General features: G+C 72.7%; 23 protein-coding genes, 6 tRNA genes and 1 riboswitch. Of the genes, 7 read left to right on the top strand and 22 right to left on the bottom strand.

Features of this window, described 5'->3' with window-relative positions; all coding sequences use genetic code 11:
- Positions 1–398: 398 nt before the first annotated feature.
- The 7 genes from trpA to hisI all read right to left on the bottom strand — a co-directional run bounded on the left by trpA (position 399) and on the right by hisI (position 6,569).
- The gene (trpA, locus tag J2W21_RS18335; RefSeq protein ID WP_307115958.1) at positions 399–1,205 is read right to left on the bottom strand and encodes a tryptophan synthase subunit alpha; all 807 of its coding nucleotides are present in this window, start codon (positions 1,203–1,205) and stop codon (positions 399–401) included.
- Positions 1,202–2,617, bottom strand: a complete 1,416-nt coding sequence (gene trpB, locus J2W21_RS18340; protein WP_307115981.1) for a tryptophan synthase subunit beta — start codon at positions 2,615–2,617, stop codon at positions 1,202–1,204. Before trpB ends, trpA begins: the two co-directional genes overlap by 4 nt.
- Positions 2,618–2,675: 58 nt before the next feature.
- A complete protein-coding gene (gene trpC / locus J2W21_RS18345; protein WP_307115959.1) occupies positions 2,676–3,518 on the bottom strand; it encodes an indole-3-glycerol phosphate synthase TrpC in 843 nt (280 codons plus the stop codon).
- Positions 3,518–3,781, bottom strand: coding sequence for an HGxxPAAW family protein (locus J2W21_RS18350; protein WP_307006226.1), 264 nt, complete (start codon positions 3,779–3,781; stop codon positions 3,518–3,520). The genes trpC and J2W21_RS18350 overlap by 1 nt, the downstream gene beginning before the upstream one ends.
- Positions 3,782–3,851: 70 nt before the next feature.
- Positions 3,852–4,511, bottom strand: coding sequence for a Trp biosynthesis-associated membrane protein (locus tag J2W21_RS18355; protein WP_307115960.1), 660 nt, complete (start codon positions 4,509–4,511; stop codon positions 3,852–3,854).
- Entirely contained in the window at positions 4,504–6,099 is a 1,596-nt protein-coding gene (locus tag J2W21_RS18360; RefSeq protein WP_307115961.1) for an anthranilate synthase component I, read from the bottom strand. The genes J2W21_RS18355 and J2W21_RS18360 overlap by 8 nt, the downstream gene beginning before the upstream one ends.
- Positions 6,100–6,173: 74 nt before the next feature.
- The gene (gene hisI, locus J2W21_RS18365; protein ID WP_307115962.1) at positions 6,174–6,569 is read right to left on the bottom strand and encodes a phosphoribosyl-AMP cyclohydrolase; all 396 of its coding nucleotides are present in this window, start codon (positions 6,567–6,569) and stop codon (positions 6,174–6,176) included.
- A 101-nt stretch (positions 6,570–6,670) separates the two neighbouring features.
- On the opposite strand from hisI, the gene J2W21_RS18370 reads away from it, so the two are divergent.
- Both J2W21_RS18370 and J2W21_RS18375 read left to right on the top strand, forming a co-directional pair.
- Positions 6,671–7,315, top strand: coding sequence for a TIGR03085 family metal-binding protein (locus J2W21_RS18370; RefSeq protein WP_307115963.1), 645 nt, complete (start codon positions 6,671–6,673; stop codon positions 7,313–7,315).
- A gap of 43 nt (positions 7,316–7,358) precedes the next feature.
- Positions 7,359–7,820, top strand: coding sequence for a hypothetical protein (locus J2W21_RS18375; RefSeq protein ID WP_307115964.1), 462 nt, complete (start codon positions 7,359–7,361; stop codon positions 7,818–7,820).
- Here the strand turns inward: J2W21_RS18375 and hisF are convergent.
- From hisF to J2W21_RS18450, 15 genes are all read right to left on the bottom strand, one after another.
- Positions 7,817–8,590, bottom strand: coding sequence for an imidazole glycerol phosphate synthase subunit HisF (hisF, locus tag J2W21_RS18380; RefSeq protein WP_307115965.1), 774 nt, complete (start codon positions 8,588–8,590; stop codon positions 7,817–7,819). The genes J2W21_RS18375 and hisF overlap by 4 nt on opposite strands.
- A 13-nt stretch (positions 8,591–8,603) precedes the next feature.
- Entirely contained in the window at positions 8,604–9,449 is an 846-nt protein-coding gene (gene hisG, locus J2W21_RS18385; protein WP_307115966.1) for an ATP phosphoribosyltransferase, read from the bottom strand.
- A gap of 79 nt (positions 9,450–9,528) precedes the next feature.
- Positions 9,529–9,792 (bottom strand): phosphoribosyl-ATP diphosphatase, encoded by a 264-nt coding sequence (locus J2W21_RS18390; protein ID WP_066497578.1) that lies wholly within the window; start codon positions 9,790–9,792, stop codon positions 9,529–9,531.
- Positions 9,793–9,896: 104 nt separating this feature from the next.
- Entirely contained in the window at positions 9,897–10,370 is a 474-nt protein-coding gene (ribH, locus tag J2W21_RS18395; RefSeq protein ID WP_307006237.1) for a 6,7-dimethyl-8-ribityllumazine synthase, read from the bottom strand.
- Between the two features lie 85 nt (positions 10,371–10,455).
- A complete protein-coding gene (gene ribA, locus J2W21_RS18400; protein ID WP_307115967.1) occupies positions 10,456–11,142 on the bottom strand; it encodes a GTP cyclohydrolase II in 687 nt (228 codons plus the stop codon).
- Positions 11,139–11,792 carry a 3,4-dihydroxy-2-butanone-4-phosphate synthase gene (gene ribB / locus J2W21_RS18405; protein WP_307115968.1) on the bottom strand — a complete coding sequence of 218 codons (654 nt, stop codon included), beginning with the start codon at positions 11,790–11,792 and terminating at the stop codon, positions 11,139–11,141. The genes ribA and ribB overlap by 4 nt, the downstream gene beginning before the upstream one ends.
- Positions 11,789–12,442: a riboflavin synthase gene (locus J2W21_RS18410; protein WP_307115969.1), complete on the bottom strand. Its 654-nt coding sequence runs from the start codon at positions 12,440–12,442 to the stop codon at positions 11,789–11,791. The genes ribB and J2W21_RS18410 overlap by 4 nt, the downstream gene beginning before the upstream one ends.
- Complete coding sequence (gene ribD, locus J2W21_RS18415; protein WP_373423128.1) at positions 12,442–13,479, bottom strand: bifunctional diaminohydroxyphosphoribosylaminopyrimidine deaminase/5-amino-6-(5-phosphoribosylamino)uracil reductase RibD; 1,038 nt, start codon at positions 13,477–13,479, stop codon at positions 12,442–12,444. Before ribD ends, J2W21_RS18410 begins: the two co-directional genes overlap by 1 nt.
- Before the next feature lie 47 nt (positions 13,480–13,526).
- Positions 13,527–14,252, bottom strand: coding sequence for a nicotinamide riboside transporter PnuC (gene pnuC, locus J2W21_RS18420; protein WP_307115971.1), 726 nt, complete (start codon positions 14,250–14,252; stop codon positions 13,527–13,529).
- Between the two features lie 75 nt (positions 14,253–14,327).
- Positions 14,328–14,470: riboswitch (FMN riboswitch) on the bottom strand.
- A 141-nt stretch (positions 14,471–14,611) separates the two neighbouring features.
- Complete coding sequence (rpe, locus tag J2W21_RS18425) at positions 14,612–15,277, bottom strand: ribulose-phosphate 3-epimerase (protein ID WP_307115972.1); 666 nt, start codon at positions 15,275–15,277, stop codon at positions 14,612–14,614.
- Positions 15,278–16,909, bottom strand: coding sequence for an RsmB/NOP family class I SAM-dependent RNA methyltransferase (locus J2W21_RS18430; RefSeq protein ID WP_307115973.1), 1,632 nt, complete (start codon positions 16,907–16,909; stop codon positions 15,278–15,280).
- Positions 16,906–17,826 (bottom strand): methionyl-tRNA formyltransferase, encoded by a 921-nt coding sequence (gene fmt, locus J2W21_RS18435; protein WP_307115974.1) that lies wholly within the window; start codon positions 17,824–17,826, stop codon positions 16,906–16,908. Before fmt ends, J2W21_RS18430 begins: the two co-directional genes overlap by 4 nt.
- Positions 17,823–18,419: a peptide deformylase gene (def, locus tag J2W21_RS18440; protein WP_307115975.1), complete on the bottom strand. Its 597-nt coding sequence runs from the start codon at positions 18,417–18,419 to the stop codon at positions 17,823–17,825. The genes fmt and def overlap by 4 nt, the downstream gene beginning before the upstream one ends.
- Positions 18,420–18,504: 85 nt before the next feature.
- Entirely contained in the window at positions 18,505–19,431 is a 927-nt protein-coding gene (locus J2W21_RS18445; RefSeq protein ID WP_307115976.1) for a PD-(D/E)XK nuclease family protein, read from the bottom strand.
- Between the two features lie 102 nt (positions 19,432–19,533).
- Positions 19,534–19,608, bottom strand: a tRNA-Val gene (locus J2W21_RS18450).
- A 228-nt stretch (positions 19,609–19,836) separates the two neighbouring features.
- Here J2W21_RS18450 and J2W21_RS18455 point away from each other — a divergent pair.
- The 5 genes from J2W21_RS18455 (at position 19,837) to J2W21_RS18475 (ending at position 20,340) form a co-directional block, all read left to right on the top strand.
- Positions 19,837–19,909: transfer RNA gene (locus J2W21_RS18455), tRNA-Gly, on the top strand.
- A 38-nt stretch (positions 19,910–19,947) separates the two neighbouring features.
- A tRNA-Cys gene (locus J2W21_RS18460) sits at positions 19,948–20,018 on the top strand.
- Positions 20,019–20,051: 33 nt separating this feature from the next.
- Positions 20,052–20,123, top strand: a tRNA-Val gene (locus J2W21_RS18465).
- Positions 20,124–20,146: 23 nt separating this feature from the next.
- Positions 20,147–20,219: transfer RNA gene (locus J2W21_RS18470), tRNA-Gly, on the top strand.
- Between the two features lie 49 nt (positions 20,220–20,268).
- A tRNA-Val gene (locus tag J2W21_RS18475) sits at positions 20,269–20,340 on the top strand.
- Positions 20,341–20,363: the final 23 nt, after the last annotated feature.

Here is a 20,363-nt window from a genome sequence, read left to right on the forward strand (position 1 = left end):
AAGGCGCTGATTACTGGAATTGTATGGCCGGCCCGTACGGGGCGAAACGGCCCGCCGGTCGCACGGCTATACGCTGGGGTCCGCCCTGCGCTGTGCGGGAGGACCGGGTGGCCCACGTCATTGTGGGGGGACGAGCCGCCCGGGCGGTGGCCCGGTCTGGAGCGGCCGCGGCACCCCCTGCCAGTCGGCCGGTCGGCTGCCGCAGGACTCGCGGGCGGCCTCAGGTGCGGGCCGCCGAGCGTTGGAGCCGTCTCGACTAGCCGCAAGACTACCACGGAGCCATATGCCGAGACGGATGCGTCCGGATGCCGGACGGAAGATGACGGGAGCCGGCCTCGGCCGCCAACCAGGGGGCACGCGCGGTCGCCCTCGCCCAGAGGCCGACCGCGCGTGCCCCCTCAGGCGTCCGCTGCCGTGCGGGCCAGGCCGGCGCTCAGCTCGGCGGCGAGGCGGCCGACGGCGTCGGGGCCGCCGTCGCGCAGGGCGCTCACAATGGCGGTGCCGACGATGACGCCGTCGGCGTAGGCGCCGATCTCGCGCACGTGGTCCGCGGTGGAGACCCCGAGGCCGACGCACACCCGGGGCGCCCCGGCGGCCCGGGCCGCGTCGACGACCGCCCGTGCGGCCGAGTCGACGGCGGAGCGGGCGCCCGTGACCCCCATGAGGGAGACGGCGTAGGTGAACCCGCGGGTCGCGGCCACGGTCTTGGCCATGCGCTCGGGGCTCGTGGACGGCGCCACGAGGAAGACCCTGTCGAGGCCGTACTCGTCGGAGGCCTCGAACCAGTCGGCGGCCTCATCGGGCACGAGGTCCGGCGTGATGAGGCCCGATCCCCCGGCTTCGGCCAGCCGCCGGGCGAACTCGGCGACGCCCATGCGCATGACCGGGTTCCAGTAGGTCATGACGAGCACCGCCGTCCCCAGGTCCGCCGTGGCGTCCGTGACGGCCTTGACGACGTCGAAGACGCTGGCGACATGGAAGCCGTTCGCCAGCGCCTCGGTCGTGGCCGCCTGGATGACGCTGCCGTCCATGACCGGATCCGAGTAGGGGATGCCGATCTCGATGACGTCCGCGCCGTTGCGGGCGAGGGCGATCGCGGCGTCGATGCTCTCCTGCACGGTCGGGTAGCCCGCGGGGAGATACCCGACGAGGGCGGCACGGCCCTCCGCCTTGGCCTTGTCGATGACGTCCGCGACCTTGCTCACGCGATGCCTTCCTCGGTGTCGTCCTGCTCGTCGGTCTCGCCGACAGCGTCCTCTCCTACATGTGCGACGGTCCCCTTGGGGCGGCGGGTCGAGAGCGTGGTGCCCTTGACCTGCCCATTCTCGTCGAGCATGCCGAACCATTCGGCGGCGGTCTGCACGTCCTTGTCGCCGCGGCCCGAGAGGTTCACGATCACGATCTTCTCGTGCGGATCGCCGCCCTCCTGGGCGAGGCGCTGGCCGACCTTGATGGCCCCGGCCAGTGCGTGCGAGGACTCGATGGCGGGGATGATGCCCTCCGTCCGGCACAGGAGCCTGAAGGCGTCCATGGCCTCGGCGTCGGTGATCGGCTCGTAGGTGACCCGGCCGATGTCGTGCAGGTAGGAGTGCTCGGGACCGACGCCCGGGTAGTCCAGGCCCGCCGAGATCGACTCGGACTCCACCGTCTGGCCGTCCTCGTCCTGCATGAGGTAGGTGCGGGCGCCGTGGAGCACACCCGGGCGGCCGAGCGTGATGGTCGCCGCGTGGTGCCCGGTCTGGACGCCCCGGCCGCCGGCCTCGAGGCCGTAGAGCCTGACGGAGGGGTCATCGAGGAACCCGTGGAAGATCCCGATCGCGTTCGACCCTCCGCCCACGCAGGCGCACACGGCGTCCGGGAGCCGTCCGGTCTGCGCGAGGATCTGCTCGCGGGCCTCCTCGCCGATGACCTCGTGGAAGAAGCGGACCATCGCCGGGAACGGGTGCGCGCCGGCGGCGGTGCCGAGGAGGTAGTGCGTGGTCTGGACGTTCGCCACCCAGTCGCGCAGGGCGTCGTTGATCGCGTCCTTGAGCGTCTGGGAGCCGTTCGTGACCGGCACGACCTCCGCGCCCAGCAGCTGCATCCTCGCCACATTGAGGGCCTGGCGCCGGCAGTCCTCGGCGCCCATGTACACGACGCACTCCATGCCCATGAGCGCCGCCGCGGTGGCGCTCGCGACGCCGTGCTGGCCGGCGCCCGTCTCGGCGATGAGGCGCGTCTTGCCCATGCGCTTGGCCAGGAGGGCCTGCCCGAGGACGTTGTTGATCTTGTGCGAGCCGGTGTGGTTCAGGTCCTCGCGCTTGAGGAAGATCCGGACGCCCCCGGCGTGCTCGGAGAACCGCTTGGCCTCCGTCAGGAGCGAGGGCCGCCCCGAGTAGTTGCGGTTCAGGTCGGCGATCTGGGCCAGGAACTCGGGGTCGGCCTTCGCCTTCTCGAACGTGTCGTCCAGCTCGTCGAGGGCGGCGATGAGCGATTCGGGCATCCATCGGCCGCCGTAGGATCCGAAGTACGGCCCCGGGGCGTGGCGCAGGCTGCCGGAGAGGAATTCCTCCGCCACGGTGGCCTCGGCCCCGGTCGTCGTCGTGTCGTCCCCGCTGCCGGGGCTGCCTGCTGGCATGGTCTCGCCCACCAGTCCTACCTTCCTTCCGGCGCCCGCTGTGGCTGCGCCGTGTCTCCTAGTGCGCTGTCTCCTGCTGCGCCGCGAGGCGACCGGCGATGGCCGCCGCCCCCGCGCGCTTGAAATCCCGGATCCGCGTCAGGGGGTCCCCATGGGTCACGAGCGCTTCGCCCACGAGCACGGCCCCCGCGCCGAGGCCGGCGTAGTAGGCGATGTCCTCGGGGCCCTGCACCCCCGACTCGGCGACCGCGATCGCACCCTCCGGGAGCCTGCCCGCGAGGCGCCCGAAGACGGCCCGGTCGACGTCCAGCGTCTTGAGGTTGCGGACGTTCACCCCGACGATGCGGGCGCCCACGGCGGCTGCACGGTCGATCTCCTCTTCGGTGTGCGTCTCCACGAGGGCGTTCATGCCGAGGGCGTGGGTGAGGTCGAGCAGGCCGCGCAGCCGCGCGTCGTCGAGCGCCGCGACGATGAGGAGCACGAGGTCGGCGCCGTGGGCCCGGGCCTCGTGGATCTGGTACTCGTCGACGGTGAAGTCCTTGCGGAGCACAGGAATGCTGACCGCGGCGCGGACCGCGTCCAGATCGGCGAGGCTGCCGTTGAACCGGCGCTGCTCCGTCAGGACGCTGATCACCGAGGCGCCGCCCTGCTCGTACTGCGCGGCGAGGGCCGCGGGGTCGGTGATCTCCGCGAGGGCGCCCTTGGACGGGCTCTTGCGCTTGACCTCTGCGATGACGCGCAGCTCCCCCGCGGGCGCCCCGCCGCCGAGCGCGGCCCATGCGTCCACCGCCGGCGGGCGCGCGGCGGCGGCCGCCTCGACCTCCGCGCCCGGGACCTGCCGGACCCGCTCGGCGAGGTCCTCGCGGACGCCGTCGATGATGTCGTCGAGGACCGTGGGCATCAGTGCTGGTTCTTGAGCTTGCTGCCGCCGACCCCGTAGCCCGCCTTGCGCATGGCCCAGCCGACGATGAGGCCGATCGCGATGACCACGACGCCGCCCCAGAACACCGGGTTGCTCGCGATGACGAAGCCGATGCACGACACGATCGCGCCGATCATCATGACGAAGACACACGTCCAGGCCGCCGGGCTGTTGCCGTGCCCGAGGTCCTCGCTCGACGTGACCTCGTTGGCGCCGGCCTGCGAACTGTGCGTGTTGCTCATCTCTTCTCCTCCATTGCGGTACTACGGCCATTCTGCCATCTTCGGCGTCGTGCAGACGCCACATGGCGGCTCAGTCGGTCGGGTCCTCGCCGCGGGAGAGGCTGTCCCAACCGTCGAGCCCGTCGACGGCCCCGGCCCGGTCCTCACCGGCGGAGCCGGCCCCGTCCGTGCCCGTGCCGGCGGCGCCCCCGGACGCCCCGACGGCGGCACGGCCGGCGTCGTACCGCGTGCGCAGCGGCCAGTGGCGGGAGGCGACGATGAGCAGCACCCCGGAAAGGGCCAGGAGCCCGCCGGCAGCGGCGGCGAGGGCCGGGTACGGGGTGAGCGCCACGGTGGCCTGGGTCCCGGCGAGGCCCGTGGCCTGGGCGATCGAGCCCTCGGCGGCACCCCGGGGGTCGGCGAGGACCGCCACGCAGGCGGCGGCGACGCCGGCCCCGGCCAGCACGACGACGACGCTCGCCACCGCGCGGCCGACCCGCCCCGCGACGGCCGCCGCCAGCGTGCCGGCGAGGCCCACGAGGGCGAGGGCCGACACCGACGTCGCCGCCTTGCTGCCCTGCACGCTCAGGTGCGCCGTGCGCACGGCCGAGCCCTGCACCTCGGCGTCGACCCAGGTCTGGGTGGTGGCGCCGAAGGCGAGCAGCGCGAAGGCGAGCGCCACGACGACCACGATCGGCTTCCTCGACCACCGCGGCACGGGCTTGGGCGATCCCGCGGGCACCTCAGCCACGGACGGCACCCGCCTCGGCGGACTGCGCGGCCGGCTGGGGGTCCTGGACGCCGGCCGCCGTCTGCGCGGGGCGCAGCGCGGAGGCGGTGTGGACGGCCCGCAGCGGGGCGGCTGCCTTGTTCACGGACTCCTGGGCCTCGGCGGCGGGGTCGGAGTCGGCCACGATCCCTCCGCCGGACTGCACGTAGGCCCGGCCACCGCGCAGGAGCGCGGTCCTGATTGCGATGGCCATGTCCAAATCGCCCGCGAAGTCGAAGTAGCCCACGACCCCTCCGTACACGCCGCGCCGCACCGGTTCGACCTCGTCGAGGAGCCGCAGGGCGCGCGGCTTGGGCGCCCCGGAGAGCGTCCCGGCGGGGAAGGTCGCGGCCAGCACGTCGTAGGCGCTGGCATCGGGCCGGAGCTTGCCGTCGACGGTCGAGACGAGGTGCATGATGTGGCTGAACCGCTCGACCTCCATGAACTCGCTCACCTCGACCGTCCCCGGACGGCACACCTTCGAGAGGTCGTTGCGCGCGAGGTCCACGAGCATGAGGTGCTCGGCCCGCTCCTTCTCGTCCGCGAGGAGCTCCTCGGCGAGCGCCTTGTCCGCCTCCACGGTGGCGCCGCGGGGACGGGAGCCGGCGATCGGGTGCGTCACGACCTGCTCCCCCGTGACCGTCACGAGCGCCTCGGGCGACGAGCCGACGATCGAGTACTCCCGGCCCTCCGCGTCCTCGAGGCTGAGCAGGTACATGTACGGGCTCGGGTTCGTGGCGCGCAGCACCCGGTACACGTCGAGCGGATCCGCGTCGCACTCGAGCTCGAAGCGGCGCGAGATGACGACCTGGAACACCTCGCCGTCGTAGATGGCCTGCTTGCCCCGCCCGATGGCGTCCAGATAGCCCTGCTCGGCCCACTGGTGGACGACCTTGTCCCGGTAGTCGCCGTTCGGGCCGAGGATACTCAGGGCTGGAGCGGCCGGCTCGGCGAGGGCTGCGAGCATCCGCCGCAGCCTCGCGGTGGCATCGTGCCATGCCTCGTCCACGCGCTCGTCGCTGTTGTCGAAGTTGATCGCGTTGGCCACGATCGTCAGGGTCCCGTCGACGTTGTCGTGCGCCACGAGGTCGGTGACGAGGTTCATGGCGAGCTCGGGCAGGTCGAGGTCGTCCTCGGGCGGGGAGACGAGCCGCTCCCAGCGGCGCACGGCCTCCCAGCCGACGAATCCGACCATGCCGGACGTCAGCGGCGGCAGGCCCTCGAAGCGCTCGGTCTGCAGCGCGGCGACGGTGTCGCGCAGGGCCTCGAGCGGGTTCCCCGTGGTGGGGACTCCGACCGGGGGCTCACCGATCCAGTGCGCCTGGCCGCCCCGGCTCGTCAGGGTGGCCCGGGACGCCGCCCCGATGAAGGAGTAGCGCGACCACGAGCCGCCCACCGAGGCCGACTCGAGCAGGAACGTCCCGGGGCGGCCGGCCGCGAGCTTGCGGTAGAGGCTGATCGGGGTCTCGGCGTCCGCGAGGACGCGCATGTGGACGGGGACCACCCTGCGGTGGGCCGCCACGGCGCGGAACTCTTCGAGCGTGGGGCTGATCACTCCGAGGTCGTTCATGGGGTGCGGGCTTCGCTTTCGGGACGTGGGGGCGGGTGGATCCGGCGCGGCCGGCTCGGGAGGGACGGGGCCGGTCAGGCTGCGGGGCCGACGACGGCGTCGAGCCGCCGCCCGTCGAAGCAGGTCCGGGTGCCGGTGTGGCAGGCCGCCCCGACCTGGTCGACGCGGACGAGGAGCGCGTCGCCGTCGCAGTCGAGGTCGACCGACTTGACCCACTGGACGTGCCCGGACGTGTCACCCTTGCGCCAGTACTCCTGCCGCGACCGGGACCAGAACGTCACGCGGCCGGACGTGAGGGTGCGGTGGAGGGCCTCGTCGTCCATCCACCCCACCATGAGCACCTCGTGCGTGTCGTGCTGCTGGATGACGGCGGCGACCAGGCCGGCGTCGTCCCTCTTCAGGCGGGCGGCGACGGCCGCGGGAAGGGCGCTGGCGGGGGCGTCGGCGGGGCGGAGCTTCTCTTCAGACATCCTCTCAAGTCTAGTCGGCCCCGCAGGGGCCGGCAGCCGGGACGGCGCGCTCCCGCGGGCGGCCGGGCGCATCGCGCCCGCGCATGCTAGTTTCGCCAGTGATGCACTTCGTAGACCCGTCGCGTGAAGTCCTGGCCGAGACACTGCTCGCGGCCGGCCCCGACGCGCCCACGCTCTGCGAGGGCTGGCGGACGCGCCACCTGGCGGCCCACCTGTACCTGCGGGAGCACAGCCCCCGCGTGGCCCTGGGGCTGCTCATGACCTCCCGGGCCAAGACCTCGGACCAGGTCACGGACAGGCTCGCGGCCACCCTCTCCTCCGAGGACAGCTACTCGCGGCTCGTCGAGGACTTCCGGGCCGGCCCCCCGGCCCTCTCGCCGCTGCGCCTCGCGCCGCTCGACGAGGCGGCCAACCTGGCCGAGTTCTTCGTGCACACCGAGGACGTGCGCCGCGCGACGGACCGCTGGGCGCCGCGGGCGCTCGACGGAGCGTACGCCGATGCCCTCTGGGACGAGGTGGTCCGGCGGGCCGCCTTCCTCTACCGCGGCGTCGACCTCGGGGTCGTGCTCGTGAGCACCCTCGGGCCGCGGCACGTGGCCAAGCGCGCGCCGGTCTCCGTCGCGATCGTCGGAGACCCGGGCGAGCTGCTGCTGCATGCCTTCGGGCGCCGCGCCCAGGCCCTCGTCACCTTCGAGGGCCAGCCGGACGCGATCGCGCTCCTGGACAGCGCCGACATCGGCCACTGATCCCCCTGCCCGGCGGGGCGCCGCAGGGTGGCAGGATGGAGCCATGACTGACTTCGACCTCCGCTGGGACACCCTCGCACCGCTCTTCGCCGCGCTCGGCGACGACCGAGCGCTCGCGCCGCACGGCGGCGTCGGGCCCGCGGACGCGACCGTGCTGGCGATCGCCACCGCAGACGTGTCCCAGCCGCCGAAGCTGCCCGAGGGCGGTGGGCTCGCGGAGGCGCCCCTCGGCGAGTACGACGCGGTGGAGCTCACCATCTGGGGCCGGCCTGCCGCGAAGGGGCTCATCGCCTTCGGTGAGGGCGTCGCCGCGATCGGCGGGTTCGAGTTCGCCGCGGACGACGCCGACGGCCGGCTCGGCGCGGCGGTCGTCTCGGCGCTCGCCGAGGAGGCCTTCCTCGAGGGCGCAGAGTGGCTCGTCACGCTCGTCGACGGCGATCCGGCGAAGGTGCCCGCGTACCTCGCCGACGGGTGGCGCGAGGCCGCGAAGGTCAGCGCCTCCTAGCGGACCGGGTAGCCGGCCTCACGGATGGCGGCCTTGACCTGGCCGATCATGTCCGCCGGACCGAAGTGGAACATCGACGCGGCCAGCACCGCGTCGGCCCCTGCCGCGATCGCCGGGGGGAAGTGCTCGGGGACGCCGGCCCCGCCCGAGGCGATGATCGGAACCCTGACCGCCGCGCGGATGAGGCGGATGAGCTCGAGGTCGAAGCCCTCCTTGGTGCCGTCGGCGTCGATCGAGTTCAGCAGGATCTCCCCCACACCGCGGTCCGCGGCCTCCTTGGCCCAGGCAACCGCGTCGATGCCCGTGCCGCGCCGGCCGCCGTGCGTGGTGACCTCGAAGCCGGACGGGGTCACGACGTCTCCTTGGACGCGCCGGGCGTCGACGGAGAGCACGAGGACCTGGGAGCCGAAGTGGCGGGTGATCTCGTCGATCACCTCGGGACGGGCAATCGCCGCGGTGTTGATCGACGCCTTGTCCGCTCCCTCGCGGAGGAGGCGGTCGACGTCGGCCACTCCCCGGACGCCGCCCCCGACGGTGAGCGGGATGAAGACTTCCTCGGCGGTGCGCCGCACCACGTCGAAGGTCGTCTGGCGGTCGGCGGAGGAGGCCGTGACGTCGAGGAACGTGAGCTCGTCGGCGCCGGCGGCGTCGTAGCGGTGGGCGAGCTCGACCGGGTCGCCGGCGTCGCGGAGGTTCAGGAAGTTCACGCCCTTCACGACGCGGCCGGCGTCGACGTCGAGGCACGGGATGACGCGGACGGCAACACTCATGGCGGCCCCTCCCCTAGATGCGGCAGGCGTGGATGCTGCTGACCAGGATGGCGCGGGCGCCCAGGTCGTACAGCTCGTCCATGATGCGGTTCGTCTCCCGCTTGGGCACCATCGAGCGCACCGCCACCCACTCGGAGTCGCGCAGCGGCGAGACGGTCGGGGACTCGAGACCCGGGGTGAGCGCGGCGGCCTTCTCGACGAGGTCCTTGCGGATGTCGTAGTCCATGAGCACGTACTGGCGGGCCACGAGGACGCCCTGGAGGCGGCGGATGAGGACGTCGATCGCCGGCAGGCTGTGCCCCGGGCGGCCGATGAGGACCGCCTCCGACTGCAGGAGCGGCTCCCCGAAGACCTCCATCCCGGCGGCCTTGAGCGTGTTGCCCGTCTCCACGACGTCGGCGATCGCGTCGGCGACGCCCAGTCGGACCGAGGACTCGACGGCGCCATCGAGGCGGACCACGTGGGAGGCGGCGATGCCGCGCTCGCCCAGGTAGCGGCGCACGAGGCCGTCGTAGCTGGTCGCGATCCGCTTGCCCTCGAGGTCCTCGAGGCTCGAGAACGTGCCGGCCGGCCCGGCGAACCGGAACGTCGACGCGGCGAAGCCGAGGGCGAGCAACTCGTCCGCCTCCACCTCGGCGTCGAGCAGCAGGTCCCGGCCGGTGATGCCGACATCGAGGGTGCCGTGGCCGACGTACACCGCAATGTCCCGCGGGCGCAGGAAGAAGAACTCGATGTCGTTGTCGGGGTCGACCATGACCAGCTCGCGCCCTTCGCGGCGCTGGCGGTAGCCGGCCTCGGCGAGCATCGACGAGGCGGCTTCGGACAGTGATCCCTTGTTCGGGACGGCTACACGGAGCATGGGGGGCTTTCTGGGTGTGGGACGTGTGGCGGGGGCGGCCGTGCCGCGGAGGCCTGCCGTGCAGAGGCAGGCGCCGCGGCTACAGATGACGGTAGACGTCCTGCAGCGACAGGCCCTTGGCCAGCATGAGCACCTGGAGGTGGTAGAGCAGCTGGGAGATCTCCTCGGCGGCTTCCTCGTCCGTCTCGTACTCGGCGGCCATCCACACCTCGGCGGCCTCTTCGACGATCTTCTTGCCGATGCCGTGCACTCCGGACTCCAGTTCGGCGACGGTGCGCGATCCGGCCGGGCGCTTCTCGGCCTTCTCGCTGAGCTCGGCGAACAGTGTCTCGAAATCCTTCACGGCCTCAAGCCTACTGGAGGGCGGGACGCGGCCTGCACCGGCACCGGGTCTGTGACCGCTGGCCTGTGACCAATCCGACACCCCGGCGGGGGCGTGCACGGAGGCTAGAGCGCCCGGAGCGTCGCGGCCGTCAGCAGCGCCGCGGTCGTCGCCTCGTGGCCCTTGTCCTCGCTCGAGCCGGGCAGCCCTGCGCGGTCGATGCCCTGCTCCTCGGTGTCGCATGTGAGGACCCCGAACCCCACCGGGACGCCGGTGCGGACGCTCACGTCCGTCAGGCCGACGGTGGCCGCCTCGCACACGTACTCGAAGTGGGGGGTGCCGCCCCTGATGACGACGCCGAGCGCCACGACGGCGTCGTGCGTCCCGGCGAGGCGCGCGGCGGCGACCGGCAGCTCGAAGCTGCCCGGCACCCGCACGAGGGTGGGGTCGGCGATGCCGGCCTCGGCCGCGGCGCGCAGGGCACCGTCGACCAGCCCGTCCATGATCTGGGTGTGCCAGCTGGCAGCGACGACCGCGAGCCGGAGGCCGGCGAGGTCGGGGTTGTCGAGGGACAGTGTGGGGGCGCCGTGGCCGCTCATGCGATGGTTCTTCCTTCGTCGGTGGTGCTCCGGTGGCCGGAGCGTTCGGTGGGCCCGCAGGGGCCGTTGGGTGGGGGGCGGCGGGTCAGTCGGGCTCGCCGATGACGCGGAGCCCCGTGTGCTCGAGGTCGAGCCTCAGGAGGTGGTCCATGCGCTCCTTCTTGGTCCTGAGGTAGCGCAGGTTCTCCGCACGGGAGGGCACCTCCGTGGGCACCATCTCCACCACGTGCACGCCCGCGGTGGCGAGCCGGTTCTTCTTGTCGGGGTTGTTGCTCAGGAGGCGGATGCTCGTCAGGCCCATCTCGGCCAGGATGAGCGCCGCCGCAGTGTAGGAGCGCGCGTCCACCGGCAGCCCGAGCTGCTCGTTCGCCTCGACCGTGTCGAAGCCGGCCTCCTGCAGCGCGTAGGCCTTGATCTTGTTGGCGAGGCCGATCCCGCGACCCTCGTGCCCGCGCAGGTAGAGCAGCGTCCCGCCCTGCGCCCTGATGAGGCCGAGCGCGTAGGCGAGCTGCTCGCCGCAGTCGCAGCGGTAGGAGGCGAAGACATCCCCCGTGAGGCACTCCGAGTGGAGGCGCACCAGCGGGGCGGACCCGTGGGCGGGGGGCTCGGGCGAGCTCACCGCGAGGTGCTCGACGCCAGTCGCCTCGTCGACCCAGGCCTGGGCGATGAACTCGCCGAACGCCGTCGGCAGCTTCACGACCGGTCCGCCGGACACCGTCACAGGAGGGGTGCCGTCCTGCTGCGCGGAGTGGTGCGGCGCGTTCTTGCTCATCCGTCTCCTCCTCGAGCGCCCCGGAGGGCGGCCACATGGGCTGCAAGGTCCTCGATCGAGATGAGCGGGCACCCGTGCTCGTCGGCGAAGGCCCGCAGGGCGGGGAGCCGCATCATCTCGCCATCGTCGTGGACCACTTCGGCGATCACCCCGACGGGGGCGAGGCCAGCGAGGCGGCACAGTTCGACGGCCGCCTCGGTGTGGCCCTGACGGACCAGTACACCACCGTCAACGGCCCGCAGCGGGAATATATGCCCCGGGCGGGCGAAGTCCGCCGGTCCAGATCCGGGGTCGGCGAGCGCGAGGACCGTGCGGGCCCTGTCGGTGGCGCTGATCCCGGTGGAGACCCCGGCCCGGACGTCGCACGAGACGGTGTACGCGGTGCCCTTGGCGTCCTGGTTGTCCTCGACCATGGGCGGGAGGGCCAGGCGGTCCGCGGTCTCGCCCGGCAGCGGGACGCAGATGACGCCGGACGAGTGGCGGATGGTCCAGCCCATGAGCGCCGGCGTCGCGTGCTGGGCGGCGAAGACGATGTCGCCCTCGTTCTCGCGGTCCTCGTCGTCGACCACGAGCACGGGCCGGCCGGCGCGGAGCGCGTCGAGGGCGGCCTGGACCGGCTCGAGCCTGATGTCCTGGGCGGTGCGCGTCACGGGCGTGCCTCCTCTGCGGCGGCGCGGGGCTGCTCGGGGGCGGTGTGCCCGAAGGAGAGGAGCCGCGCGGTGTACTTGGCGAGGACGTCGACCTCGAGGTTCACGGGCGCCCCGACGGCCTTGTCGCCGAGGCCGGTCTCGGCGAGGGTCGCAGGAATGAGCCCGACTTCGAACCAGGGCTCGGGCGCTGCGGGGCCGCTCACCGCCGTCACGGTGAGCGAGACGCCGTCGACGGCGATGGAGCCCTTCTCGGCGATGTACCGGGCGAGGTCAGCGGGCACGGCGAACCGCAGCCGGTTCCAGTTCTCGAGCGGCTCGCGCTCGAGAAGCGTGCCGACGCCGTCCACGTGGCCCTGCACGACGTGGCCGTCGAGCCGGCCGCCGGCCGGGACGCAGCGTTCGAGGTTGACCTTGTCCCCGGGGGCGAGGGCGCCGATCGTGGTGCGGGCGAGCGACTCCCCCATCACGTCGACCGCGAACCTGGTGCCGTCGTTCGTCACTGCTGTGAGGCAGCATCCGTCGACGGCGATCGAGCCGCCGAGCGGCAGGTCCTGGGCGAGGGTGGGGGCGGTGAGCGTCAGGACGGCGCTGTCGCCCGAGCGTCGGACGTCTTCGACCGTGCCGCGTTCGGCGATGATTCCGGTGAACATCAGTGGATCTCCTTCTCGGATGCGGGCGGGGTGGCGGCGGGGACGAGATGGAGCCTGACGTCGGCCCCGAGCCGGCGGACAGCGCCGCCGTCGGACTCGTCCCAGTCCCAGTGCTGGGCGTCGGCGAGGGTGCGGATGCCGAGGTCCGCGACCGCGTTCTTCCCCGAGCCGAGGATGGTCGGCGCCTGGTACACGATGAGCTCGTCGACGAGCCCGGCGGCGAGGAACGCCGCGATGATGCGCGCGCCGCCCTCCACCATGAGGTGGCGCACGCCGCGGGCGAAGAGCGCGTCGAGGGCCTCCGCCGGGTCCTGGGTGGGCAGGTGGACGAAGCGGCCGTCGGTGCCGCGGACTGCGGCGTCCCCGGGAACCGCGCTCAGCCCCATGACGGCCCGGAGGGGCTGGTGCGCCAGGAGCGACCCGTCCTCGGCCCGTGCCGTGAGGCGCGGGTTGTCGACGGCGACGGTCTGGCTTCCCACGAGGATCGCGTCGATCCGCGCCCGGAGGGCGTGGTTGTCCACGAGGGACTCGTCGCACGTGATCCACTGGCTCGTGCCGTCCTCGGCCGCGATGCGGGAGTCGAGCGTCTGGGCCATGTGGAGCGTCACGAAGGGCCGCCGCGCCGCGACCGCGGCCAGCCACCGGCGGTTGAGCTCCGCAGCCTGGGCGGCCCGGACCCCGGAGGTGACCTCGATGCCCGCCGCCCTGAGGGTGGCGGCTCCCCCGCTCGCGACATCGTGGGGGTCGTCGATCGCGTAGACGACGCGTGCGACGCCGGCCGCGATGAGCGCCTGCGCGCAGGGCCCGGTCCGCCCCGTGTGGTTGCAGGGTTCGAGGGTGACGTACATGGTCGACCCGGTCAGGTCGATGCCTCGTTGGGCGGCCTGGGCGATCGCGTCCCCCTCAGCGTGTGCGGTTCCGGCCCCGCGGTGCCAGCCTCTGGCGAGGACCTCGCCGTCGGACCCGACGGCCACGGCACCCACGAGCGGGTTCGCTCCGCGCACGCCGCGGGCGGCCAGGGCGAGGGCCTCGTCCATGACCTCCGGATCGGCCGGCCGTGCGGCGTGCGCCGTGTCGGGGATGCTCACGCGGCCACCGCCGCGAACTCGTCGGCGGCGCGGCGGGCCGTCTGCCGCTGGGCGCGCGCCCAGACGAAGAAGCCGATGAGGGTGAAGGCGCCGTAGAAGGCGTACATGACGCCGCTCGCGACATAGCCGGCGCTGAAGAGGAGCGGGACGCCGACGAGGTCGACGGCGACCCAGATGAGCCAGAACTCGGTCCAGCCGCGGGCCATTCCGTACGTCGCGAGCAGCGAGCCCATGAACGTCCACGCGTCCGCCCAGACCGGCGGGTAGGAGCCGAGGGCGGAGAACAGCGGGGTGAGGGCCGCCATGCCGGCAGCCATGGCGAGAACGAGCCCGAAGCGCGCGCGCTTCCCGGCCCAGCGGGGCGCGATGGCACCGTCGGACGGCACCGGACCGCCCGCTGCCTCCCGGGACGCCGTCCGCCCGCGCTGCCACTGCACCCATCCGTACGCCGAGACCGCCAGGAACATCAGCTGCCGGCCGGCCTGGCCGAACAGCGCCACGGAGCCCACCCCCGTCTCGGGGGCGAGCCCTACGGCCGCGCCGGCGAAGACCGTCAGGAGAATCAGATTGCCCGCGATGCCCACGGGCCACGCCCACACGCGGCGGCCCATTCCGCCGAGGGCGCTCGCGAGGCCGAACGCATTGCCGACCACCTCGCGGAGGAGGAGCGCGGATCCCGCCACCGGGATCTGCGCCGACAAGAGCCACTGCATGAAGTCCATCGCAACCATCCTTCCCTTCACCGCAGCGGCTCCGGGGTTGCGACAGGACACGGTGCGCGCAGCGCACCGCAGACTGTACGTGCTTCTCCCATCCAGACTTTGACTGTCGGTGCCGGAATTCCACCGGCTCAACCGGCACCCCGCTTGGAGTCAAGCGGGCCGCCGGGTCGCGGACTATCACCGCCGGTTCGGACTTTCACCGACCCCGGAGCACGTTTTTCGTTGGTTCGGCCGCCGGCGGTGCTGTCCAGTGACGACCCGCGTCATTGATGACAGTTCAACCAAACGGCCAGTGCCCATTCTGCCACACCCAGGCGCCCGACTGCGCGACGCGCGTCACAGGCGGCCGCCGGACAGGATCAGGCGCGCGCCGCGCCGTCGGCGAGGGACCTGAGCTTCTCGACGGCAGCGCCGGCGTCGTCCGCGCCGTAGACCGCGGAGCCGGCCACGAAGACGTTCGCCCCGGCCTCGGCCGCGCGCTCGATCGTCGAGAGGGAGATGCCGCCGTCGACCTGGATGGCGAGGCCCGTCCCCGCGCCGTCCACGGCCTCGCGCGCGCGGCGGATCTTGGGCAGCGTCACGTCGAGGAAGGCCTGCCCGCCGAAGCCGGGCTCGACGGTCATGATCAGCAGCATGTCCAGTTCCGCCAGCATGTCGAGGTACGGCTCCACTGCCGTGGCCGGGCGCAGGGCCATGCCCGCCCTAGAGCCTCGGGCCTTCAGCTCGCGGGCGAGCTTGATGGGGGCTATCGCGGCCTCGGCGTGGAAGGTGACGGACGCGAGGCCCAGGTCCGCGTACAGCGGCGCCCAGCGGTCGGCGTCGGAGATCATGAGATGGGCGTCGAGCGGGATGGGGCTCACGGCCTGGATCCTCTCGACCACCGGCAGCCCGAGCGTCAGGTTCGGCACGAAGTGGTTGTCCATGACGTCGACGTGGACGGCGTCGGCGGTGGAGATCCGGCCCAGTTCCGCCTCCAGGTTCACGAAGTCGGCGGACAGGATGCTCGGGTGGATGCGGCAGGTCACTCAGGTCTCCTTCGTCGGCGTGGCCGCCGGCAGCTTGCGGAACAGTGCGAGGAACATGGCGTCCGTCCCGTGGACGTGTGGCCAGAGCTGCGCCGTGCCTTCGTGGCCGGCTCCGAGGGGGTGCAGTGCGACGGCGTCGAGCGCGGCACCTGCGTCCAGCAGCTCGATGTCGTGGCGCCGCTTCAGGGCGTCGGCGACGACGACCGTGGTCTCGGCAGGGTGCGGCGAGCACGTGATGTAGCCGACGACGCCACCGGGTGCCGCCGCGTCGATGGCCGAGTCGAGGAGGGCCCGCTGCAGCGGTCCCAGCTCGGCGAGATCGCTGGGCGAGCGCCGCCAGCGGGACTCCGGGCGGCGCCGGAGGGCACCGAGACCGGTGCACGGGGCGTCGACGATCACGCGGTCGAAGCGGCCCCGGCTCTCGCGGCCGAGTTCGCGGCCGTCGCCGGTGCGCACTTCCCACACGGACCCAGGGACCGGTGCCAGCGCCTTGCGGACGAGCTCGGCCCGGTGGGGTGCGACCTCATTGGCGAGGAGGGTGGCGCCCTGCTTCGCGGCGAGGGCGCCCAGCAGCGCTGCCTTGCCCCCGGGACCGGCGCAGAGGTCGAGCCAGCGCTCCGCGGGCGCGCCGGTGCCGGAGGCGTCCGCCGGCCCGGCCTGGCCGCCAGGGTGGACCGGGGCCGCCGCCACGGCCCTGGCCACGAGCTGGGAGCCCACGTCCTGGATGCGGAGGGTTCCCTCTCGGACTGCAGGCAGACGCCCGAGGTCGCCGCCTCCTGAGAGCGCCGAATCCTCGACGAGCTCTCCTGGCTGGGCCCCGGCCTCGAGCGCCTCCTCGAGGTGGCCGAGGCCAGGCAGGGCGACGAGGTTGACCACCGGGGCTGCGTTGTCGGCGTCGAGAAGCTCGGTGATCTCCTCGGGGGACCGTCCGTGTGCGGCCAGCGACTGCCGCAGGGCCCGCACGATCCACGCCGGATGGGCGTGGGCCAGGGCGTCCCGCTCGGTCGGGTCCGGCTGCGCGGCCGCGAGCTCTGCGAGCCACTCGTCCGCGGTCTTGCCGCTCACCCGGCGGAGCACGGCATTGACCAGCGAGGACGGTCCGGCGCCGACCACAGCGCGGGTGAGCGCGACGGTCTGGTTGAGCGCCGCGTGCGGCGGAACCCGCATCGCCAGCAGCTGGTGGGCGCCGAGGCGGAGGACGTCGAGGACCGCAGGATCGAGCTGGGAGAGCGGACGGTCGACGTTCAGCGCCAGGATCGCGTCGTAGGTTCCCTGGCCGCGTAGCGCCCCGTAGGCGAGCTCGGTGGCGAAGGCCGCGTCGCGGCGGTCCAGCCGATGCCGGCGGATGCTCTGCGGCATGACGAGGTTTGCGTACGCGTCGTCGCGCGAGACGGCCCGCAGGACCTCGAACGCCACGAGCCGGGCCGGGTCTGCGGCGCGTGAGCGCTGGCTCGGCGCCTGGCCGCTGAACTGCCGGGGCCCCCGTCCGCCGCGGTTGCGCTCGCGCCCCTGGGTGTCGCGCCTTGCCCCAGAGCCGCCTCCCTCCGGACGCCCGCGGCCTCCGGCGTCGCGCTCGGGGCGCCCGGGTTCTCCGCGGCGTCCTGTTCCGTCATGTCCTCGGCGGTCGCTCATCCGAGCACCGTCCCTTCGATGCTCCCGGCCCCGCGGGCCCAGTCTGCGGCTGCCATCATCTTCTTCCCGGCGGGCTGGACCCTCGTGAGTTCGAGGGCGTGGGTCCCCGTGCCGACCACGAGGGCCTTGCCGGCCCAGGCCACGTGTCCCGGCTCGAGGCCTTCCACGTCGGGACGCAGCCGGGGCGGGTCGAGCTTGAGCCGCTGCCCGTCGAGGAGGGTCCAGGCGCCCGGCTCGGGTGTGACTCCCCGTGCCCGGCGGTGGAGGGCCGGTGCGGGCTGGTCCCAGTCGAGCCGGCCGTCCTCGAGCGTGAGCTTGGGGGCAAAGGTCGGTTCGCCGGACTGCGGGCGCGGTTCGAGCCGGCTGGCGGCGATGCCGGAGAGGGTCTGGCACAGCAGCTCGGCCCCGCTGGCGGCGAGCTCGGTGAAGAGGTCCCCGCTCGTGGCCTCAGGACCCGGCGTGAGCACGAGCGTCCCGTACACGGGTCCCGTGTCGAGGCCCTCCTCGAGTTGGAACGTGGAGGCCCCGACCACCTCGTCGCCGTGGATCACCGAATACTGCAGCGGCGCAGCGCCGCGCCACGCGGGCAGGAGGGAGAAGTGCAGGTTGACCCAACCGTGGGCAGGGACGGAAAGGGCAGGCGGCGGGACGATGCCCCCGTAGGCGACGATGGCGGCGACATCCGGCGACAGTGCGGCGATCTGGGAGACGACCTCGGCGGTGATGCGGGAGGCCCTGATGACCGGGAGCCCGAGCTCTTCGGCGCGGGCGGCGACGGGCGAGGGAGTGAGGATCCTCTTCCGCCCGAGGGGCGCGTCCGGGCGGGTGAGGACGCCGACGACGTCGAACCCGGCGTCCACGATCCGGTCGAGGGAAGGGACGGCGACCTGCGGGGTGCCCGCGAAGAGCACCCTCATCGGCGGTGTCCCGCTCCGAAGGCCGCTCCCGGTGCTGCCCTGCCGGCACCGAAGGCCGAGCCGATGCGGGGTGCGCGCTTGCCCACGGTGTCATCGACTTGGGAGCGATAGTCGATCGAGCGGATGGCCCGGAGCGCGGCCTTGCGGTCCTCGCCCTCGAGCCGGTCGGGGAACAGCACGCCATCGAGGTGGTCGGTCTCGTGCTGGGCGATCCGCGCGAGGAGGCCCTCCGCCTCGAACTCGACGGGAGCCCCATCGGCATCGGAGCCCCGCACCACCGCGCGGGCGCGGCGCCGGACGGGGAACGCCACCCCGGGGATGCTCAGGCAGCCTTCGACCATGTCCTCCTGGAACTCCTCCGAGAGCTCGAGCACCGGATTGACGACGTGGCCCCGCACGCCGTCCATCTGGTACGTGAAGACGCGCTGGCTGACGCCGACCTGTGGCGCGGCGAGGCCGGCACCGTCGACGTCCTCCATGGTCTCGAGCATGTCCGCGACGAGCCGCCTGAGGCCAGGACCGAACTCCGTCACCGGTTCGGCGACTGTGCGGAGCACGGGGTCGCCGATGATCCTGATGGGCAGGACAGCCATGGTCGGTGCCTTTCTCGTCGGGTGGGCGCGGGTCCGGCGCCCTGGGAAGGGTGCGGCCTGCGATCTGGCCGGGGCGCCCTCAAGTCTAGAGGCCGCGCGCGGCGTGGTCAGGGGCGGGGAGGCCGACGGCGGGCTGGTCGACCGCGGGCTGCGGCGCGAGGGCAGCCGGGGGCGGTGGGGCCAGGGGCAGGAGCGTGCGGCCGGCGGAGGCTGCCTCCACCCGGGCACCCCAGACGCGTCGCAGCTGGCAGAACGTGGACCAGTGGTGCCGGCGTACCTCGGGATTGACGCGGACGGCGGCGTGCTCCGTCTCCCCCACCGCCACGGCGATGAGCAGCGGGTCCTCGCCATGGGCCCACGGTTCCCACGCGCCTGCTTCGGCGTCGAGGAGGCTCTCCTCGGCCTTCATCCCGGCGACGAGCTGCATCGCCACCTTGTTGTCGAGGGCCTTCACCCTGCCGTCCCGCGACGTGCCCTTCGTCTTGTAGTCGACGAGGCAGATGCGCCCGTTGATCCTCGCCACGAGGTCGAGCGTGCCCGCGTACCCGAGGGAGTGGTTCCAGACGGTGAGCTCGGCGGCCACCGGTTCGACCCCGAAGGCCTGCCACCAGTGGTCCACGCTGCGCGCAAAGCCCTCTTCACCGTGCTCCCGCAGGGCTTCGAGCGTTTCCTGGAGCCGGTGCGGGCGGCCGAGGGCCTGGAGCGCCACCTGCTCGGCGTAGCTGTGGACCCGGTCGCCGCGCTCGGCCGCCGACCGGGCGTAGGCCTCCGAGGCGTCCACAGCGGTCCGAACGAGCCGCCGCATCTGGGACGGGTCCGCTGCCGCTTCGCGGAGCGCCGGGTGGTCGGCCACATGCTTGGCCGCCATGTAGCTTCGCCAACCATCCAGCTCGACCGGCTGCTGGGCGATGACGGTGGTGATCGACGGCACCGTCGGCGGTTCCTGGAACGAACGCCGGTACATGCGTCCGAACCCGTCAGGAGACGCTGCTGCGAGTTCAGGGGCTGTCATGGTGAAAGCCTTTCACGGGGGTCCGACAGTCTCGGCGCGCGGATCACCGCAGGGACCGCTGCACAGAGCAAAGGACCCCCGGACACAGTCCGGGGGTCCTGATGGTGGGCGATACTGGGTTCGAACCAGTGACCTCTTCGGTGTGAACGAAGCGCGCTACCACTGCGCCAATCGCCCGTTCCCTGCCCGTCCGGTTTCCCGGCCCGAGCGCTTTACGACTCTAGCCCAGACGCACCCCGAGTGCCAAATCCGCGCCGGCGGCGCCCGACAGGGAGCGAGGTCGCCGGATTTGTGCAATGAGCTCACGGTCCGATAGAGTCGTTACTCGTTGAAGCGGGCCTGAGACCGGCACACTGCATTCCGCGAGGAAGGCGCAGTCGGGCACGGGTTCCGCAGAAAACTCCCGCGGACGTAGCTCAGTTGGTAGAGCACCACCTTGCCAAGGTGGATGTCGCGAGTTCGAGTCTCGTCGTCCGCTCGCAGGACACTGTCGAAGCATCATCAAGATGCCTACACGGTGGGGTGGCCGAGAGGCGAGGCAGCGGCCTGCAAAGCCGTATACGCGGGTTCGAATCCCGTCCCCACCTCGGTGGACACAACCTGCTCCCGCACGGGAGTGAGGGCGATTGGCGCAGCGGTAGCGCGCTTCCCTGACACGGAAGAGGTCACTGGTTCGATCCCAGTATCGCCCACGGAGGAGCAGCAGCTCCCCCACGCGGACGTAGCTCAGTTGGTAGAGCACCACCTTGCCAAGGTGGATGTCGCGAGTTCGAGTCTCGTCGTCCGCTCTCCTTCCGTTAAGCCCACCCGGGCGCGGCAGGAAATGTGAAGGGCCCCGGGCGATTGGCGCAGCGGTAGCGCGCTTCCCTGACACGGAAGAGGTCACTGGTTCGATCCCAGTATCGCCCACGGAGGAGCAGCAGCTCCCCCAC

The organism is Sinomonas atrocyanea (assembly GCF_030811715.1).
GTDB classification, from domain to species: domain Bacteria; phylum Actinomycetota; class Actinomycetes; order Actinomycetales; family Micrococcaceae; genus Sinomonas; species Sinomonas atrocyanea_A.

Coding starts and splice junctions, on each gene's coding strand:
- hisG (WP_307115966.1), bottom strand. CDS start 9,449: ATGCTCCGTGTAGCCGTCCCGAACAAGGGATCACTGTCCGAAGCCGCC.
- pnuC (WP_307115971.1), bottom strand. CDS start 14,252: ATGGACTTCATGCAGTGGCTCTTGTCGGCGCAGATCCCGGTGGCGGGA.
- hisF (WP_307115965.1), bottom strand. CDS start 8,590: ATGAGTGTTGCCGTCCGCGTCATCCCGTGCCTCGACGTCGACGCCGGC.
- hisI (WP_307115962.1), bottom strand. CDS start 6,569: ATGTCTGAAGAGAAGCTCCGCCCCGCCGACGCCCCCGCCAGCGCCCTT.
- trpB (WP_307115981.1), bottom strand. CDS start 2,617: ATGCCAGCAGGCAGCCCCGGCAGCGGGGACGACACGACGACGACCGGG.
- J2W21_RS18370 (WP_307115963.1), top strand. CDS start 6,671: ATGCACTTCGTAGACCCGTCGCGTGAAGTCCTGGCCGAGACACTGCTC.
- ribH (WP_307006237.1), bottom strand. CDS start 10,370: ATGAGCGGCCACGGCGCCCCCACACTGTCCCTCGACAACCCCGACCTC.
- J2W21_RS18375 (WP_307115964.1), top strand. CDS start 7,359: ATGACTGACTTCGACCTCCGCTGGGACACCCTCGCACCGCTCTTCGCC.
- J2W21_RS18445 (WP_307115976.1), bottom strand. CDS start 19,431: ATGACAGCCCCTGAACTCGCAGCAGCGTCTCCTGACGGGTTCGGACGC.
- J2W21_RS18430 (WP_307115973.1), bottom strand. CDS start 16,909: ATGAGCGACCGCCGAGGACATGACGGAACAGGACGCCGCGGAGAACCC.
- J2W21_RS18360 (WP_307115961.1), bottom strand. CDS start 6,099: ATGAACGACCTCGGAGTGATCAGCCCCACGCTCGAAGAGTTCCGCGCC.
- trpC (WP_307115959.1), bottom strand. CDS start 3,518: ATGCCCACGGTCCTCGACGACATCATCGACGGCGTCCGCGAGGACCTC.
- J2W21_RS18410 (WP_307115969.1), bottom strand. CDS start 12,442: ATGTTCACCGGAATCATCGCCGAACGCGGCACGGTCGAAGACGTCCGA.
- fmt (WP_307115974.1), bottom strand. CDS start 17,826: ATGAGGGTGCTCTTCGCGGGCACCCCGCAGGTCGCCGTCCCTTCCCTC.
- def (WP_307115975.1), bottom strand. CDS start 18,419: ATGGCTGTCCTGCCCATCAGGATCATCGGCGACCCCGTGCTCCGCACA.
- ribA (WP_307115967.1), bottom strand. CDS start 11,142: ATGAGCAAGAACGCGCCGCACCACTCCGCGCAGCAGGACGGCACCCCT.
- J2W21_RS18350 (WP_307006226.1), bottom strand. CDS start 3,781: ATGAGCAACACGCACAGTTCGCAGGCCGGCGCCAACGAGGTCACGTCG.
- ribD (WP_373423128.1), bottom strand. CDS start 13,479: ATGGACGAGGCCCTCGCCCTGGCCGCCCGCGGCGTGCGCGGAGCGAAC.